We start from the raw sequence: 17,165 nt of genomic DNA on the forward strand, positions 1-17,165 counted from the left end.
GCTCGAGAAGCGATGAAGGAAAGTGGCTCCCCCGCGCGCGGGAAGGGCCCGTGACGGAATCTTCCGACGCGGCCCGGGCTAGAAGAACGCGAGGGTGGCCGGCAGGTAGCGGCTCATGTCGGCGTAGGATCGGTCGGACTGAAAGAGGAGCATCTCCCTGTTCCGAAAACCGGCGCCGAGGAAAAACCGGTACATCTCTCCATTTTTGTTCGGGCAGAAGACGAGAATCCCGTCCCGCCCCTCTTCCAGGGCGAAACGCGCCGTCTCCGCCGCCGCCGGGATCAGGTCCGACGGATCCGCCGCGCCGACGGGGGCGAGAAAGCCCCTTTCATCCAGCATGCCGTAGGCGACTCGGCGCCCCCCGCGCCGGAAGAGGACGATTCGCCCGCCCCCCTCGCCGCGCCAGAAGTCCCACTCCTCCGGCCGGGCGAAGCCGCGGATCCTCTTTTCCAGGCGGTGAATCCAGGCGAAGTCTTCTTCTCGGAGGTCGAGAACCCTCTCCAGGCCGGCCGGTTCGGGGAGGCGTATCTTCTCCCGGCGACCCTCCATCAGTGTGATCAGCTCCTTCGGGATCATGCCGAAGCTGCTGTAGAGCCCGACCGCCTGCATGTTGTACGTGAAGGTGCCGAGAGAGTGGACCATGCCCGGGCCGTCGCGCCACACCTTCCGGAGCAACCGGCCGCCGACGCCGCGGTCCTGGTAGCGGGGATGGACGAAAAGCCAGGCCAGATACCACTGGCGGCCGCGCTGCAGCGCGCCGGCGAAACCGACCAATCGCGAGCCGGCCCAGGCGCAGACCATCTTGTCCGGATCGGTTTCGAACACGTGCCGGATGAGAGGGGACGGCCCGGTGACGCGGCTCAGCATCACCTCTTTACCGGTCCGGACCCGCAGATCGTTCGCGGTGGACAGGATCAGGCGGGTGGCGGCGAGCAGGTCCTTCTTCCGGCACTTTCGATATCGAATTTCGACGGGGGGCATGCGTCTCTCCTGCAAACGCTCCATCGGGAAAGGAGAAGGGGGGCGGCGGCCGCGGGGACCGCCGCCCTCCCGCGAATCGCATTACCGGTTCAGCTCCTTGCGGAAGGCTTCACGGCTGTAGTCGGGGGCGGGCCCGAACTCGGGCTTCACCGGCGGATGCTCGGCGTGCAGGCGGAGCACCTCCTGAATCGCGCGATCGAGTTGAGCGTCCACGCCGCGGCCGAGATCCTGGGGCAGGTTCTCCACCTCGATATCCGGATCGACGCCGCGGTTTTCCATCCCCCAGCCGCGGACCCGGTCCCAGTGGGCGTACTCGGGCTGCGTTTCCATCCCGCCGTCCACGAAAGGCTTGTCGCCGCGGATGCCGACCACGCCGCCCCAGGAGCGCTTGCCGATCACCGGCGCGGCGCCGGTGAGTTGGATCGCGTTCGGTCCGATGTCGCCGTCCGATCCGGCGAACTCGTTCGTGAGCGCCACGAAGGGACCGTTCAGCAGCTTGTCCGGGTAGCTCGAGACACCGCCGCCGCGGGAGCGGCCCCACATGATCGGTTTCCGAAGCAGGCGGCTCACGATCATCTGCGAGACGTTGCCGCCGCCGTTCCACCGGAAATCGACGACCATCCCTTCCTTGTCGAGCTGCGGGTAGAACCATTTGTCGAATTCCGAAAGTCCCCAGCCTCCCATGTCCGGGATGTGGACGTAGGCGATCTTTCCGCCCGACTTCTCCGCCACGTACTCCCGGTTGCGGCGCACCCAATCGTGATAATGGAGCCGGAAAGCGTCCCCGCTATCCATCGGCTCGATCACGATCTCGCGGGCCCCTTTCGGATCGTTGCGGTCGTTCACGGTGAGGAGCACCTTCTTGCCGGCCAGTTCCTCCAGGCTCGCCTCGAAGGGACGATCCGCCGGGAAAGGAAGCCGATTCACGGCGAGGATGTATTCACCCTCCTTCACGTTCACGCCCGGCTCGTCGAGGGGCGAACGGATCCGATCGACCATCGAGGCGCGGTAGATCCGCTGCACGCGGTAGGCACTCCCCTCGCGTACCAGCACGGCGCCCAGGTCGCCGTTGGAACGGCTCGGAACCTTCACGCCCGAATCGCCCCCCCAGATGTACGTATGGGAGTTGCAGAGTTCGCCGATCACCTCTTTCATCAGATCCTGCAGTTCCTCGCGCGTGGAGATCCGCGGCAGGAGCGCGGCGTACTGGTCGCCCACCGCCTTCCAATCGACGCCGTGCATTCCCTCGTCCCAGTAGAAGTCCCGCATCATCCGCCAGCCTTCGTAGTAGATCTGGCGCCACTCGTCGAGCGGGTCCAGCTCGATATGCACGTTCTCGAAGGAGACGGCGGCGTCGGAGAGATCGTCACCGGGCTTCGAGGAGGCGCCGATCACGTACAGGTCCCCTTCCCCCTTGGCGACCACCATCTTCCCCGCCTTCGGGTTCAGCTCGAAGTGGGTGACGCCGCCGAGGAACTTCTCCGCCTCCTTCTCCTCCCAATCGAAGGCCATCAGCTCGGCGGAGCGCTTCCCTTTCCGGAACTCGCCGGTGCGGTCGAAGTGGGGCCAAGACTCGAAGAAGACCTTGTCCGTCGTCGCCTGGAGGTTGTAGTAGCGGCCCGGGTCGACGGGAAGCTCCAGGGTCCTTTCCTCGATTCCGGTGAAGTCGATTTCCACCGGCTCGACGGCTTCGTCCTCCCCGCCCTTCTCCTCGTCGTCGTCCTTCTTCTTCTCGTCCTTCTCCGCTTTGTCATCCTCTTCGTCGCCCGGGGGGAGCCCTTCCATCTCGAGGAAGGGATTCTCCACGTCCGGCCGGAGCAGGATCGCGTAGACGAGAGACGGGTAGAGGGTGACCGTCTCGTAATCGCGCATCCCCTGGAAGGGCTGCACCGCCCGCTGGCTCAGGAAGTAGAGATAGCGGCCGTCCGGATCCCAGGAGGGGGAGTAATCGTCGGCCAGCTCGCTCGTGACCCGGCGGGTCTTCCGATCCTTCGTGTCGTAAATGAAGATGGAGGAGAATTCCGTTTCATGGTTCTTGGCGTAGGCGAGCCAGCGGCCGTCGGGGCTCCAGGCGTACTCGCGGATCTCGTCGATCGTCCCGCGGTCCACCAATTGCGCCTCACCGCCGTCGGCGGGCACGACCCTCAGGCTCTGGGTCTGATCGGCGAAGGCGATCCACTTCCCGTCCGGCGAATAGATCGGCGGAAAGAGCCAGTTGCTCTCCACGGGAACGGCGATCTCCTTCTCCTCTCCGCGACCCCAGGCGTCGGCGCTCACCATGCGCTCCTCCCCCTTGTCGTCGGAGACGTACAGGACGCGCTTCCCCTTCGGATCGAAGTCGATCCAACGCTCGCGGGCGCCGCTCCCCCGGGTGAGGGGAAGGGTGATCCCCTTCTCGACGGGAATGGAAAAGATTTCACCGCGGGCGACCACCGCCACCCGTTCACCGTCCGGCGAAAGGGCGAAGGAGGACACATAGCGCCCCGGGTCGGGATAGCGAACGCGGGTGCGAAGCCGCTCGCTGGGGATATCGATGGGGATCACCTCGTCGGTCCCCTTCGCCGTATCGAAGAGGTGGATATCGCCGGCGGCGGTGAAGACGATCTTCCCCTCCGGCCCCATGGCGGCGTGCCGGATATCCCATTTGCCGTAATCGGTGTGTCTCTTGAGCTCGCTCCCGTCGGGACGCATGGACCAGATGTTCATCGTCCCGCCCTGGTCGCGGAGGAACCAGATCCTCCCGCCGTGCCACATCGGGTTATGGTCGATCCCGTCGAAACCGGTCACATTCCTGTAATCCGACCTCTCCGGATCGCCGACCCAGATCTCGGGCGCCGTGCCGCCGCGGTACCGCTTCCAGGTGCCGCCGCCGCGGAGCCGCGTGAATGCGTACCGCCCGGTCAACGGATCGACGGAGAAATCATGCACGTATCCGATGGGGACCTCTTGGGGATCGCCGCCGGCGACGGGGACGGACCAGAGGGCGGCCGTCCTCATCAGCGTGTTCCTGTTGCTGATGAAGAAGACGCTCTTGCCGTCGGGAGACCAGTCGACGACCAGGTCGATGAAGGGGCTCCAGGTGAGCCGCCGCGGCTCGCCGCCGTCGGCGGGGATGACGAACACGTCCGTGTTGCCGTCATAGGATCCGGTGAAGGCGATCCACTTCCCGTCGGGCGAGAAACGCGGAAAGACCTCCGATCCCACGTGGGTGGTGATCCTCCGCACCTGCTCTCCATAAGATGTGCAGGTCCAGAGGTCTCCTTCCGCGGTGAACACCAACCGATCGCCGTGGATGTCCGGGTCCATCAGATACCCGGAACGGGCCTCCGCGAAAGGCGCGGCCGCCCCGAAGGCGCAGAGGGCGACCGATAGCGCGAACAGACGAATAAACAAGGTGTTCCAGTGTCTCATCCTTCTTGATTCTCCTTTCCCTTCCCGCGGGAGGATCCGGTGGGCCGCCGGTGGCTTCCATGGAACAATATCACTTATTAAGACGGAGCCGGTCGGAGAAAGATCCCCGTTTTTTTGATCGGACCGCCGGGGACGATGCGGCGGCCGATCGAGTCCGCGAAAGAGGCGCGGCGGGTGAAAAAAGGGCGCCGCGGCCTTCTCGCCCGCGACGCCCTTGATGTCGAACAAGCCGATTCGCCGGCTTACAGGAAAATCTGCATCTGCACGACGAACTTGTCGTTGGTGACCTCGTTCTGCCCGTCGTCCTCGGTCACCGTGGAGAAAGAGGCGCTCGCCTTCCAGTTGTTCTTGTGGAAGTAGTAGTTGGCGCCGGCGGTGATCTCCGTGTCCTCGGGGTCCCCCTCGTAATCGATCGTGGAGAAGCGGCCGAAGAGTTGAACCTTCTCCGCGGTCGGGATCGGGAAAACGGCGGCCTGGACGTAGAAGCCGTTGTCCGTCGACTCGGCGCCGCCGTCCGGCTCGGTCTTCCGGCTGAAGTACTCCGCCTGGGCGATCACCTTCCGCCAGTTGAAGACCGCCTCGCCGCCGAAACCGGTCATGTCCGTCACCGGATCGGTGGTGGTGGCGTCGGTCTTGTTCAGGTAGAACTTGCCGCCGATGGAGAGGAGCGGATCTTCGGGCTTCGCCAGGCCGGTCTCGTCGCAGGCGAGCGCGCCGAGGGGATGGAGAAGCACCTTGCCGGCATAGAGGAAGTTGGTGTCGTCGTTCACCCTGGCGCTGCCGCCGTTCCCGTTCCAGGCCCCCACTTCGTACTCGACCAGGTGATCCTGGAAGGAGCCGACCGCCTTGAGGCCCGTGTCGAACTTGAGGGAGAACTCACCCGTTACGATGCTGACGTCCGGCGTGAGTCTCTTCATCCATCCCGTCAGGTAGCCGCGGGAATACCCGGTCTTCTGGCGGCCCGCGCGAAGCTGGAACTCGTCGGCGAACTCGTAATCCAGTCGGGCGTGGAGGAGCTTGACCTGCGTGGTGGTCGCGTTTGACAGTTCATATTGAAAATAATATTTGAGCCGCGGATCGACCACGCTACCTTTGAAGATGATCCTGGCTTTCTCGACGCTGAGCTCGGGCTTCTCTTCCCCTACCTCGGGCATGTAAACCTGGAGACGCTGCTGCATCCCGCCGGTGAAGAGGAAAGAGTAATTTCCCGTTTCATCGACGATCTGAAAACCGTTCTTCCAGCCGGTGAAAGAACAGTCCTTCCCCGCCGACGCGATCGCCGGCAGCGCCGCGATCAACACCGCCGCCAAGATCGCGGAAACCAACATGGTTCTCTTCATTCGGTACCTCCCCATTCCTTCCCCCACCAGCGGGGGAAAACATTTCCGCTCGCCTCCCGCGAGAATAGTCGAAACACCCCCCCCTTGATCAACAGAATTCTGTCTATAACAGCATGAAATCAAGAGATTTCCCGTGTTGAGGTTTTCAAACGGTATCCTTTCGGTTTAACTCGTATTCACCCGCGCGCTTCTCTTTCGATTCGCCGGACCGGATGCGCGACGAAGACTCGCTCGGCGAGAGCCCTGTTGGATCGCGCCCTTCCTTGTATTATGATTTTCTCGTGACGAATCGGAGACGCGCCCGCCGGGGACGGAGAGAACGCCCGGGAGCGGAGCGCCGAAACCGAGCGGATACCGCCGCCGTCACGGACCGGGGGGAGCTTCATGAAGGCATCCGACCTGTTTCTCCGCGCCCTGGAAGAGGAGGGAGTGGAGTACATCTTCGGAGTCCCGGGCGAGGAGAACGCGGACATCATGATCTCCCTCCTCGACTCGCCGATCCGGTTCATCATGAATCGGCACGAGCAGGGCTCCGCTTTTCAGGCGGATCTGTACGGGCGGTTCACGCGCAAGCCCGGCGTCTGTCTGGGCACGCTGGGACCGGGGGCGACCAACCTGGTCACCGGCGTGGCGAACGCCCACTTCGACCGGTCTCCGGTGGTGGCGATCACCGGACAGGCGCCGACCCGCCGCCTCCACAAGGAATCGCACCAGAACATGAACGCCGTCGCTCTCTTCGCGCCGATCACCAAATGGTCTACGTCGGTGCGCCGGGCGGAGAACATCCCCGAGGTTATTCGCAAGGCATTCAAGCTCGCCACCACCGAGAAGTCCGGAGCGGTGCACATCGAGCTTCCCGAGGACATCGCGCGAAGCGAGACCGACGCGGTCCCCCTGCCGGTGCCGTCCATGGAGCTTCGAAGGCCCGCGGCGGACGAAAAGGCGGTGGAGCGGACCGTCGAGATCCTCCGGGCGGCGAAGAAGCCGATCGTCCTCGCCGGCAACGGATGCATCCGCCGGCGCGCCTCGAAGCAGCTCAAACGTTTCGTCGAACGCACCGGCGTGATGGTGACGCACACATTTATGGGTAAAGGGGCGATCGATGACAGGGACGCCCATTCGCTCTTCACCGCCGGACTCGGCTCACGGGACCATGTGACCGAGGCTTTCGAGAAGGCGGACGTGGTGATCTGCATCGGTTACGACATGATCGAGTGGCACCCGGAGCGGTGGAACCGGGGGCTGGACAAGAAAATCATTCACATCGACTTCGAGCCCGCCGAGGTGGACGACCACTACCAATGCGAAGTGGAGATCGTCTCCGACATCGCCTCGGCGCTCGCCCGCATCAACGAGCGGATCGGCGACTCGGTCCGCTTCGACTATCCCTTGCTCACTCATATCCGCGACCACCTGGTCTACGAACTCGGATTTCCGGAACTCGCCTGCTGTCCCCACGACGACATCGATCGCGAGGCGGCCGCCAAGGCGCGGTCGGACGGTTTTCCGATGAAGCCGCAGAGAATTCTCCGCGACCTCCGGCTCCTCATGGACGAGCAGGACATCCTGATCTCCGACGTGGGCGCCCACAAGATGTGGATCGCCCGCCACTATCCGGTTTACGCGCCGAACACCTGCGTCATCTCCAACGGGTTCGCCTCCATGGGGATCGCGCTCCCCGGCGCGATCAGCGCCAAGATGGTTTATCCGGAACAGAAAGTGGTCGGCCTCTCCGGCGACGGCGGCTTCATGATGAACCTGCAGGAGCTGGCCACGGCGGTGCAGTATCGCGTCCCCTGCGTCATCCTGGTTTGGGAGGACGGCGGGTACGGACTGATCGAGTGGAACCAAGAGCTGCACTTCGGCCGCTCCTCCCACGTGCGATTCCGGAACCCGGACCTGGTGAACCTCGCCGCCGCCTTCGGCGCCCGCGCTTTCCGGGTCGAGTCGGCCGAGGGTTTCTCCGAAGCGATGCGCGAGGCATTCACCGAGCGGGAGCGGCCGAGCGTGGTCGTCGTCCCTGTGGACTACTCCGAGAACCGGCGGCTGACGGAGCGGCTCGGCCGGCTGATCACCCATTGACCCATTCCGCCGCGGGCAGAAGCGGGCCGCCCCGCCGTCCCGGCCGAGGAACGTCTTGAAGGGCGAGGAGCCACGAGTCATCACCGTGGAGGACCGCGAGGCCGGGCTCCTCGGCTGGGTCGTTATCGACAGCGCGGTGGCGGGACAATCGAGCGGCGGCCTCCGCATGCATCCGCGGGTGGACGACACCGAACTCCGTCTCCTCGCCCGGACCATGACGCGCAAGTACGCATTCCTGGGAATGCCGAAGGGGGGCGCCAAGGCGGGGATCCGTCACGACCCCGAGGACGACCCGGAGCGCGTGTTCGATCTACTGGCCCGGTTCGGCAGGGTGATCCGCCCGCTCATTCTCTCTCGCGCGTACATACCCGGACCGGACATGGGAACCGACGACGAGAGGATCCGCGCCCTCTTCCGGGCGAGCGGCGCTCCGTTCCGTCCGGGGGACCTGTGGCGTTACGAGCTGTCCGGACGCTTCACCGCCGCCGGCGTAACGGAAAGCTTCTTTCGCGCCGTCGCCGCCCTCGGGATTCCGGAAAAGGACCTGTCCGTCGCCGTGGAAGGGGTGGGCGCCGTCGGTTTGGAGGCGGCGCGGATGCTCGCCCGCCGCGGAGTACGGATCGCGGCGATCGCGAACGCCTACGGCCGGATCGCGAAAGCCGGCGGGATCGATCCCGAGGACTGGGCCGGTTTCGCCCGCCGCGCCGGCTGTGAGAAGATCGCCGGGTTTCCCGGCGCGACTCCATTGACGCACGAAGAATTTCTCGCCCTACCGGTGACGGCCTTCCTTCCGTGCGCGACGATCCATACCATCGACGAGAAGGATGCGGGACGCCTCGCCGCGCCGGTGATCGTCCCCGGCGCCAACGACCCCCTCGCCCCCGGCGCCCGATCGGCGCTGGAGGCGCGGGGCGTACTCGTCCTTCCCGACTTCGTCGTGAACGCCGGAGGTGTTCTCGGGGGCGCGCTCGCCCACGCCGGCATCGGCGAGACGGAGGTTCTGGAGCGAACGTCGGCGCTGATCGGCGACGTCGTGGAGCATCTCCTCCGGCGGTCCGACTCGCTCGGCGCGGCGCCGGCGGCTCTCGCGGAGCGGCTCGCCCACACCCGCAGGGAACGCGCGGTCCGGGGGCTCCGCCCCCGCCTTCTCCTCCTCGGCCTCGTACTGCAACGGACCGGCCTTCTCTTCCCCGCGGCGCGGCGGGCGGCGGCGCGGCGTTACGCCGCCGGGCTCGCGAAGAGCCTGGCGCGCGACATCGATGCGATTCGTACTTAAATAGTTAATCGTCGCCGTAGGGATAGGAGGCGGGCTCCGCGTCCGCGTCGGGCCCGAACGGCTCGATCGCCGCCGCCGGACCGCGGAAAACGGCGCGCAGGCGACGCAGGCTCTCCCGGGCGAATACATGGAAGGCGGCGGCTCCGAGGACGAGACCGAGCAGAAAATCCATGCCGAAGGCGGCCGGGAGGAAGAGGGGGCGCTTCTCGGCCACGGTGCGCCAGAGGTCGTGGTTGCAGGCGAGGTAGACGGCGAGCCCCGCCCCGGTGAGGACGAGGGCGTGGGGAGCGAGCGCCGCGAAGGGGAGCGCGACGACCGCCGCCGTCGCGGCGAGCCTGCCCACCGCACGGCGGGGCGTACTCAGGTAATCGTCGAAAATCCGGTGCGTGAACCAGATCTCCACCCAGAGCGATCCGCGCGTGAAGTGGTCCTTTACGTTCTTACGGAGCGTGACGGGGAAGTGGTGCCGTACCCGCACGGCCCGATTCAGATAGATCGGCGTTCGCTTCGAGATCCGCCGGCCCAGCTCCAAATCCTCCATGCAGGGGAGATCGTAGCGGTCGTCGAACCCGCCGCTTTCGAGATAGAGGTCCCTCCGGAAGGCGGCCACCGCCGCCCAGAGCAACGTCACCCGCCGCACCTCGGGGAAAGAGCGGTAATAACTGTAGCACTGAAGAGCCTTGTAGAGCGGCCAGGCGCCCCGGTTCGCCGGCTCCGGGTCGTAGACGCCGATCATGACCGAGCGCTCCGGATGCTCCCGGAAAAAGCGCGCCGTTCTCTCGAGCGTATCCGACCAAACGACCACGTCCGCGTCGAGGAAAAGAAGGACATCACCCCGCGCCTCCCGGGCGCCCAGGTTGCGCGCCGCCGAGGGTCCGCCGTTGCGCGGCATCCGGAAATAGCGGACGCCGAAGGGGCGGATCGCCTCCACCGTGTCGTCCGTGGAAAGGTCGTCCACCACGAGGATCTCGCAGTCGTCGAAACCGGACCCGCGGATGGAACGGAGCAGCTTGACCAGGGTCCGGGAGGAATTGTAAGTGGGGATAATGATGGAGAGCATGGACCCTCTCGCTTTGTCCTTTGCCCGATGGATAACCTAACGTAAGGTTTGTGCAACCTTATCCGCCGGCGGCGGCGGAGGCAATCTTTTTCGGAGACCGGAGAAACCTTGGAAAGCGGCTATTGGGACCGCGTCGCGGAGCGGATGGAGGCGGGCTACCACCTGGACCCGGTGATGGCGCGCCACAAGAGAAAGGTCCACCTGGACCTTCTCCGCGAGTGGTGCCCCGCCACGGCCGGGGAGCGGGTTCTGAAAACGGACCTCTTCGAGGAGGCCCTCGCCGAAGACCGGATCCTTCCCGACTGGCCCGACCCGGAGGGGGACGCGCGCGTCTTCGGCGTGGACATCGCGCCGCGCATCGCCGCGGGCGCGGCGCGGCGTCTCGGCGGGCGGCGATCGAGGCCGGTCCACGTCGCCGCGGGAGACGCCCTTCGCCTCCCCTTCCGGGACGGCGCCTTCGACGTGGTATATAGCTGTTCCACACTCGATCACTTTCCGGAACGAGCGGCCCTGCTCCGCGGGATCGCCGAGGCGGCCCGGGTTCTGCGGCCGGGAGGGCGCCTCATCGTCGCGCTCGACAACCCGGAGGCGCTTTTCCATCCGCTCGCCCGGCTGTTCGATCGGCTCGGCGTGTTGCGTTTCCGCCTCGGCGAGACTCTGTCCGGAGAGCGGCTCGAGGAGGAGCTGGCCCGGCTCGGGCTCCGCGTGCTCGACCGAAGGAACATATTTCACGTACCAAGGGTTTGGTGTTCCGCGTTGCTGGGCGCGCTCCGGGTTCTTCGCATCCCGGCGGACCGCTTCGCCGGCGACCGGTTGGAGAGGATGGAGCGGGCCGGACGGAAAAGGAAGGGACGACGGACCGCGTGGTACGTGGCGGCGCTCGCCCGTCTCCCCGAGGAGAAGGACGAAACGGCGGGGGAGTCGCGATGACCCGCCGGGAAGGGATCTTCGCGACCCTCGTCGCGGCGGCGGTCGCGACGGCGGTCTTCTTCGCCTTTCATCCCTCCACGACGTTCTGGGCGCTTTCGAACGGCGCGGATCTCGGCCCGGCGGCGCGCGCGGTCTGGGCGGCCTGCGCCCCGATCCCCTTCCTCCTCTTCCTCGCCGCGCGCCGGACCGGTGGCGGCGAACGGCCGGCCGGGGGAAGGCGGCGAACACCCCCGCCCCCCCTCGTCATGACCGTGGTCGCCGCCGCCGCTTTTCTGCTCTTCTTCCATTTTCGTTCCCGGAACCTTTTTCACGGCGACGGCTGGCTCCTCACCACCTTTTTAGAGAGGAACAACGACCCCATCGCGCTTCGCCCCGGTTGGGGGACAATCTGGATCCACCGCTTGGTCTACCGCGCCCTCCTTTCGCTCGGGGCGGCGAGCGCGCAGCTCTACGCCTTCGCCCTTCTTTCCTCTCTGGCCGGCGCGGCCTCCGTGCTCCTGGCGGCGAGGGGGGCGCGGGCCGTCGCGGCGGATCTGCCCCCGGAGGCAAGGCGCGTCGGCGCGGCGATCGGCGCGAGCCTGTTGCTCACGACCGGCGCGATGCAGCTCTTCTTCGGACACGTGGAAAACTACTCCCTCGTTCAGGTCCCCCTCCTCGCCTTCCTGGCGACGGGAACGGAGACGCTCTTCTCGGGGCGTCGCCCCCTCCTCCCCCTACTCTGTTTCGCCGTCGCGGTCTTTCTTCACACAGCAAGCGTTCTCCTCCTGCCGGCGGTCCTCTTCCTCATGGCCGCGACGCTCCGCCCCGCTCTTCTCCGCCCGGCGCGGATTCTCGCGTGGTCCGGCGTCGTCGCCCTTCTCCTCCTCCCCCCCACGGGCGCGCAACTCCGGATGCTCGTCGCCTTCCATCCCTGGACAAGCCATGGTCATCCTTTTTCGATCGGGCATCTCTCCGCCGCGCACGGCCTCATTCTGTTCAACCTCTTCGTCCTTCTCGTCCCCGTTCCCGCGGCGGCGCTCCTGGCCGGCGCGGCGCGCGGCGTTCGCCCCGCCGAAAACCTCCGCGATCGCCGAACCGGCTCCTTCCTCGCCCTCGCCGCCCTCTCCTTTCTCGCCTTCACCGTCACCGTGAAACCCTTTCTCGGCAACCGCGACTGGGACCTGTGCGCGTTCCTCGCCCCCCCCGTCGCGCTCTGGGCGGCGTGGCGATTCATCCGCTCCGTCCGCCCCGCGGCGCTCCTCCCCTCCACCCTTCTCGCCGCGGGTGCCGGGCTCTTTCTCCTGTTCCCCTGGGTGGCGGGAAACGCGGACCCCGCAGCCGCGGGCGAGCGCACACTCCGCTTCACCATCGATGATCCCTACCAATGGCACGGCGACCGCCCGCGCGCGCTCGACGTGGCCACGGTGACGGCGGAGCGGGGACAGACCGGCGCCGCCCGGGTTCTCATGGAGGAGATCACCCGCCGCAGGCCGGATCTCGCGATCGCCCGCGCCGACTGGGGAATCCTCCTCTGGGAAGAGGGCCGCTACGGCGAAGCGAGAGAGCACCTCGAGGCGGCGGTCGCCCTCGACCCCTCCCTCGATCCGCCCCTCTACTACCTGGGAGCGACCCTCTTCCACCTCCTCGAGGAAGACCTGGGGGAATCGCGTTTCCGGGAGTTCCTGGAGAGGCGGCCCGGCAATCCGAGCGCGGCCGGCTATCTCGGCAGGGCGCTCATGGCGCGGGGCGAGTGGGCGGAGGCGAAGGAGTGGCTTCTGGTCGCGGAAGAATCGCTGCCGGGGAACGCCGACCTGCAGGCGTGGCTCGGGCGAACCTGCCTCATGCTCGGCGACAGGGAAGAGGCGCGGCGGCGCGGTGACCGGGCGCTCCGCCTCGACCCGAACCACGAGGAAGCACGCCGCCTGATCGCGGAAGCGCGGCCGGAACCGGAGCGGGAGAAGAAACCGGGAAGGACCTACGCGACGCCGCGGTGACGTCGGCGGGCGCGGCTCAGCCGAACTGCGCCATGAACTTGTCTACCTCGAGCCGCAGATCGTACACGTCCCCCATGATCAGAATGAACTCCTGATCGGTGCAGCCGAGGGCGGCGCGGGCCGCCACGTCGATCTCTCCCTTCTTTTCCTCTCCGAGACCGTCGGCGGCGAGAAGGGCGAGAAGGTTGCCCAGGCAGATCATCCGGCGGAACGCTTCGGCGGGGCCGTCCCCGTCGAGGAGGAGCAACTCCTTCAGGGTGTGCGCTTCGCATGCCTCGCGCACCTTGGCCGGCAGCCTCCAGTGATCGCAGAGGAGCGTGCCGAAATAGGAGCTGGCGGGGAAACCGAGCCGTTCCTCCGCCTCGCTGAAGAGCCCGCCCGCCTCGCGAGCGGTGGCGATCAACGCCCTGTAGTGCTCGGGGTAGAACTTGAAGTAGACGAGTTTACCGATATCGTGCAAGAGGGCGGCGGACCAGAGTTCCTCGAAGTTGAGATGCGGCTCGTATTTCTTCGCCAGGTATTTGGCGCAGATCGCCACATAGAAGGAATGCCGCCAGTAGCTCTTCAGTTCGCCGTTCTCGTGAACGCCGATCGTGTTGATCACCGAGAGGGAGAGCACGAGACGGAAAACCTCGTTGAAGCCGAGAAAGGCGATCGCGAAACGCGCCTTGACGATCTCCCGGGGGAGGCCGTAATAGGCGGAGTTGACCACCTTGAGAACCTGCGCGAGGAGGGCGGGATCGCTGCTGATCAACTCGGACACCTTTTCGATGTCCGCGTCGTCGTCGTTCACCAACCCCTGGATCTTCTGCACGACCTCCGGCAACGCGGGAAGATTGCAGTGCTCCCGAAGAAACGTCTTGGGATCGATCTCGATAGGTTGGAGCATGGAGGACTCCTTCCGGGGGACTCTCACCATCTATCGGCCACATACCGGAATGGTCTGAATCTACCACTCGCCCCGACAGGCGGCAAGAACGGATCGAGCACGGAACCGCCTTGCACTCGCCCACCGAACTGCGTTATAATGAATAAGTTCCATGATCGCTTCCCCACGACACCTCTCATTGACGAAACCGTCGTTCACTCCGCCTGGAGGGCAGGCTATGTACCGTTCCCGCTCCGTTCGCCCGGTCGCGCTCGCGCTTTTCCTCGCCGCGGCGGCTTTCTTCGCGACCTCCGCGACATCCGCCGACCCCGTCCATCAGAAGATCCGACTCCCTTGGCCGACGGCCGAGGAATCGGCGGTGGTCCGTTCCATCCCCGACCTGGAGGTGATGGGGATCCAACCCGGCTCGTCGATTACGCTCCTCTCCACCCCGGAACTCACCGCCGCGCTGGAGGAGGCCGGCCTGCGCCCCGAGATCCTCGTCGATCCCTACGGCGCCTTCCACCTCGTCTCCGAGGGGAGAGCTTGGGCCGGCCTGGGCGACTTCATCAGCTATGACGAGGCGGTCGTCTTTTTGGACAGCATGCACACTCTTTATCCCGCGATCACCACGGCGAAGGACTCTATAGGAACCACCTGGGAGGGGCGCACGATCTGGGCGATCAAGATCAGCGATAACCCGAACGTGGACGAGGAGGAGCCGGAGCTGCTCATCGATGCGCTTCACCACGCCCGCGAGCCGATCGGCGTCTCGGTGGTGTGCAGCTTCATCTCCCATCTCTGCGACAACTACGGCGGCGACGAGGAGGCGACCTTCCTCGTGGACGAGCGCGAGATCTGGGTGATCCCGGTGGTGAACCCGGACGGATATGTTTACAACGAAACGGTCAGTTCCGATCTGCTGTGGAGGAAAAACCGCCGGGACAATCCGGGAGAGGACGAGGGGGTCGACCTGAACCGCAACTACGACGCCAACTTCGGCGGCGCCGGTTCATCGAGCACATACCGCGACCAGACCTACCACGGTCCCTACGCCTTCTCCGAGCCGGAGACGCAGGCGATGCGCGACTTCATCCTCGGCCGGAACTTCGTCACCCATGACAGCTACCACAGCGTCGCCTCGGCGATCCTTTATCCCTGGGGTTATCTGAGTTCGCCCACGGCGGACGACTTCGCTTTCAGCGGCCTCGGCCTGGAGCGGTCCCGGGACAACGGCTACGACGTGAGCCAGATCTACTACTTCGACGTCGTCTCCGGATCCACCTGTGACTGGGCCTACGCGACGAAAGAGGTGATCTCCTTCGCCACCGAGGTGGGGGGAAGCCACTTCTGGCCGCAGGAGAGCGAGATCCCCGGCCTGGTGGCGGAAAACCTCTACTCCAACCTGACCCTCGCGTGGAACGCCGGCTCCCGGGCGCGGCTCGCCGGCGCCGAGGCGGACCCCTCCGGTAACGGGCGTCTCGATCCGGGCGAGACGGCGGACCTCGTGCTGTCCATCGAGAACCCGGGATACGTGGTGGGCGCCGAAGACGTGCGCGTCGTCCTCTCGAGTGACAACGCCTACCTCCAGCTGCTGGACGCCGCCGCCGACTTCGGGAACATCGCCGTCCGGGAGAGCGCCGACAACGCCGCCGATCCCTTCTCCGTCGCCGTCGACGAGGCGGCCCCCTCCGGCACGGCCGCGGAGATCCTCGTCCGGATCGAGTGGGACGGCGGCCTCCTCTGGGAGGAGACCCTCTCCCTCACCATCGGCGAGTCTACGGTGATCGTGTCGGACGATTTCGAGAGCGGGAACGCGGGCTGGTCCGCCGACCCGATCCAGGACGCCTCCACCGGCGCCTTCGTCCTCATCGACCCGAACGCCACCGACTACCAGCCCGGCGACGACCACACCCCCGCGCCGGGAACGGTCGCCTGGGTCACCGGCCAGAACACGAGCGTCGGCGCGGACGACGTGGACGGCGGCACGGCGGCGATCCGCTCGCCCGTCTGGGATCTCTCCGGCCGCGACCGGGTCCGACTCTCCCTCGCCTGGTTTCACGGCCAGAGGGACGCCGGCGACGACGCCGCGGACGGTTTCGCCGTCGAGATCTCCGACGACGGCGGCGCCACGTTCCCGGAGGCACTCGTCTCCATCGGCGACGTCTACAACGAGGCGGCCTGGTCGGTCCTCGAGGCGGACCTGCACGATGTCATCTCCCTCACCGACCAGGTGGTGCTCCGTGTGCGCACCGCCGACGGCGCGAGCACCGGGGACATCATCGAGGCCGGCTTCGACGACCTGGTCCTGGTCGACCTCGGGCCGGACGACGACCCGCCCGGCGCCCCCGCGCCCCTCTCCCCCGCCGACGGCGGGGTCGCCCTTCCGGCGGCGCTCCTCACGGTGCAGAACGCCGTCGATCCCGAGGGCGGCCCGCTCACCTACGGCTTCTTCGTCTACGCCGACTCCCTCTTCACCGATCGGGCGCGCGTCGTGACCGGCATCGCCGAGGGATCGGGGGAGACTTCCTGGGCCGTGAATCCCCCTCTGCCCGATGGAGACTACTGGTGGCGCGCCTTCGCCGAGGACTCCCTCCGGCGCGGCCCTCTCTCCGCCGCGCGCCGATTCACCGTGGATCAGGCGACCGGCGCGGGCGAGGCCGGCGCCGCGCCCGCCTTCGCGCTCCTGCCGGCCAGACCGAATCCTTCCCGGGACGATGCGGTGATTCGATTCATTCTCCCCCGGGAGGGGCGCGTGCGGGCGGACGTGTTCGACGCGAGCGGGCGCGCGATCCGCAACCTGGTCCGGGGGCGTCTGAGTGCGGGTCCGCAGGCGCTCCTCTGGGACGGCCGCGACTCCCGGGGCCGGACCACGCCGGCGGGGGTGTACTTCGTCCGGCTTCGAACCGAGCGGGAGGAGCGGGCGATCAAGATCGTTCGGATTCGGTAGCCGTCGCGAGTGCGGGGGGCCGGCGCCGGTCGCCCCCCATCGTGCGCCCCCCCTTGACGGGAGAGCGGCCTCTCCCTGTATAATGTTAGCTTTCGAAAGGGAATCCCCCCGGCATTCCCGAGCCGGCCGATCCGGTCGGCGTCATGGGCATCCTGTCCATAAAATTGAAGTTAGGGAATGATGCGGGTGCCTTGGCTGACGGCTTCTTCCCGCCCCCTCCGACGCGCCCGAACGTCTTCGCCCTACCCGGTTTCGGTCCGGGGCCTGCGACCACGGGAAGGCGCGGGAACGCGG

General features: G+C 66.5%; 10 protein-coding genes. 5 read left to right on the forward strand and 5 right to left on the reverse strand.

Annotation, left to right across the window (positions count from 1 at the left end):
* Window positions 1-78: 78 nt before the first annotated feature.
* The 3 genes from JW958_11615 to JW958_11625 form a co-directional block, all read right to left on the reverse strand.
* The gene (locus JW958_11615) at window positions 79-981 is read right to left on the reverse strand and encodes a GNAT family N-acetyltransferase (protein MBN1826904.1); all 903 of its coding nucleotides are present in this window, start codon (window positions 979-981) and stop codon (window positions 79-81) included.
* Window positions 982-1,062: 81 nt separating this feature from the next.
* The gene (locus JW958_11620) at window positions 1,063-4,392 is read right to left on the reverse strand and encodes a PD40 domain-containing protein (GenBank protein MBN1826905.1); all 3,330 of its coding nucleotides are present in this window, start codon (window positions 4,390-4,392) and stop codon (window positions 1,063-1,065) included.
* 242 nt (window positions 4,393-4,634) lie between these two features.
* Window positions 4,635-5,732 carry a hypothetical protein gene (locus JW958_11625; protein MBN1826906.1) on the reverse strand — a complete coding sequence of 366 codons (1,098 nt, stop codon included), beginning with the start codon at window positions 5,730-5,732 and terminating at the stop codon, window positions 4,635-4,637.
* A gap of 384 nt (window positions 5,733-6,116) precedes the next feature.
* On the opposite strand from JW958_11625, the gene JW958_11630 reads away from it, so the two are divergent.
* Together JW958_11630 and JW958_11635 are read left to right on the forward strand one after the other, a co-directional pair.
* Entirely contained in the window at window positions 6,117-7,814 is a 1,698-nt protein-coding gene (locus tag JW958_11630; protein ID MBN1826907.1) for an acetolactate synthase large subunit, read from the forward strand.
* Window positions 7,815-7,869: 55 nt separating this feature from the next.
* Complete coding sequence (locus tag JW958_11635) at window positions 7,870-9,090, forward strand: Glu/Leu/Phe/Val dehydrogenase (GenBank protein MBN1826908.1); 1,221 nt, start codon at window positions 7,870-7,872, stop codon at window positions 9,088-9,090.
* 4 nt (window positions 9,091-9,094) lie between these two features.
* Here the strand turns inward: JW958_11635 and JW958_11640 are convergent, their stop codons facing one another.
* Window positions 9,095-10,150: a glycosyltransferase family 2 protein gene (locus tag JW958_11640; protein MBN1826909.1), complete on the reverse strand. Its 1,056-nt coding sequence runs from the start codon at window positions 10,148-10,150 to the stop codon at window positions 9,095-9,097.
* A 144-nt stretch (window positions 10,151-10,294) separates the two neighbouring features.
* Here JW958_11640 and JW958_11645 point away from each other — a divergent pair, with 144 nt between their 5' ends.
* Both JW958_11645 and JW958_11650 read left to right on the forward strand, forming a co-directional pair.
* The gene (locus JW958_11645; GenBank protein ID MBN1826910.1) at window positions 10,295-11,080 is read left to right on the forward strand and encodes a methyltransferase domain-containing protein; all 786 of its coding nucleotides are present in this window, start codon (window positions 10,295-10,297) and stop codon (window positions 11,078-11,080) included.
* The gene (locus JW958_11650; protein ID MBN1826911.1) at window positions 11,077-13,053 is read left to right on the forward strand and encodes a hypothetical protein; all 1,977 of its coding nucleotides are present in this window, start codon (window positions 11,077-11,079) and stop codon (window positions 13,051-13,053) included. The genes JW958_11645 and JW958_11650 overlap by 4 nt, the downstream gene beginning before the upstream one ends.
* A gap of 16 nt (window positions 13,054-13,069) precedes the next feature.
* Here the strand turns inward: JW958_11650 and JW958_11655 are convergent, their stop codons facing one another.
* Entirely contained in the window at window positions 13,070-13,942 is an 873-nt protein-coding gene (locus tag JW958_11655) for an HDOD domain-containing protein (protein MBN1826912.1), read from the reverse strand.
* A 217-nt stretch (window positions 13,943-14,159) separates the two neighbouring features.
* Between JW958_11655 and JW958_11660 the strand changes: the two genes are divergently transcribed.
* Window positions 14,160-16,871 (forward strand): hypothetical protein, encoded by a 2,712-nt coding sequence (locus tag JW958_11660; GenBank protein ID MBN1826913.1) that lies wholly within the window; start codon window positions 14,160-14,162, stop codon window positions 16,869-16,871.
* The last annotated feature ends 294 nt before the right edge of the window (window positions 16,872-17,165 follow it).

Source organism: Candidatus Eisenbacteria bacterium (assembly GCA_016930695.1).
Lineage (GTDB): Bacteria > Orphanbacterota > Orphanbacteria > Orphanbacterales > Orphanbacteraceae > JAFGGD01.

Bases quoted from the DNA above. Each gene is read 5' to 3' on its own strand.
- JW958_11655 (MBN1826912.1), bottom strand. From the start codon at position 13,942: ATGCTCCAACCTATCGAGATCGATCCCAAGACGTTTCTTCGGGAGCAC.
- JW958_11630 (MBN1826907.1), top strand. From the start codon at position 6,117: ATGAAGGCATCCGACCTGTTTCTCCGCGCCCTGGAAGAGGAGGGAGTG.
- JW958_11620 (MBN1826905.1), bottom strand. From the start codon at position 4,392: ATGAGACACTGGAACACCTTGTTTATTCGTCTGTTCGCGCTATCGGTC.
- JW958_11650 (MBN1826911.1), top strand. From the start codon at position 11,077: ATGACCCGCCGGGAAGGGATCTTCGCGACCCTCGTCGCGGCGGCGGTC.
- JW958_11645 (MBN1826910.1), top strand. From the start codon at position 10,295: ATGGAGGCGGGCTACCACCTGGACCCGGTGATGGCGCGCCACAAGAGA.
- JW958_11660 (MBN1826913.1), top strand. From the start codon at position 14,160: ATGTACCGTTCCCGCTCCGTTCGCCCGGTCGCGCTCGCGCTTTTCCTC.
- JW958_11615 (MBN1826904.1), bottom strand. From the start codon at position 981: ATGCCCCCCGTCGAAATTCGATATCGAAAGTGCCGGAAGAAGGACCTG.
- JW958_11625 (MBN1826906.1), bottom strand. From the start codon at position 5,732: ATGAAGAGAACCATGTTGGTTTCCGCGATCTTGGCGGCGGTGTTGATC.
- JW958_11640 (MBN1826909.1), bottom strand. From the start codon at position 10,150: ATGCTCTCCATCATTATCCCCACTTACAATTCCTCCCGGACCCTGGTC.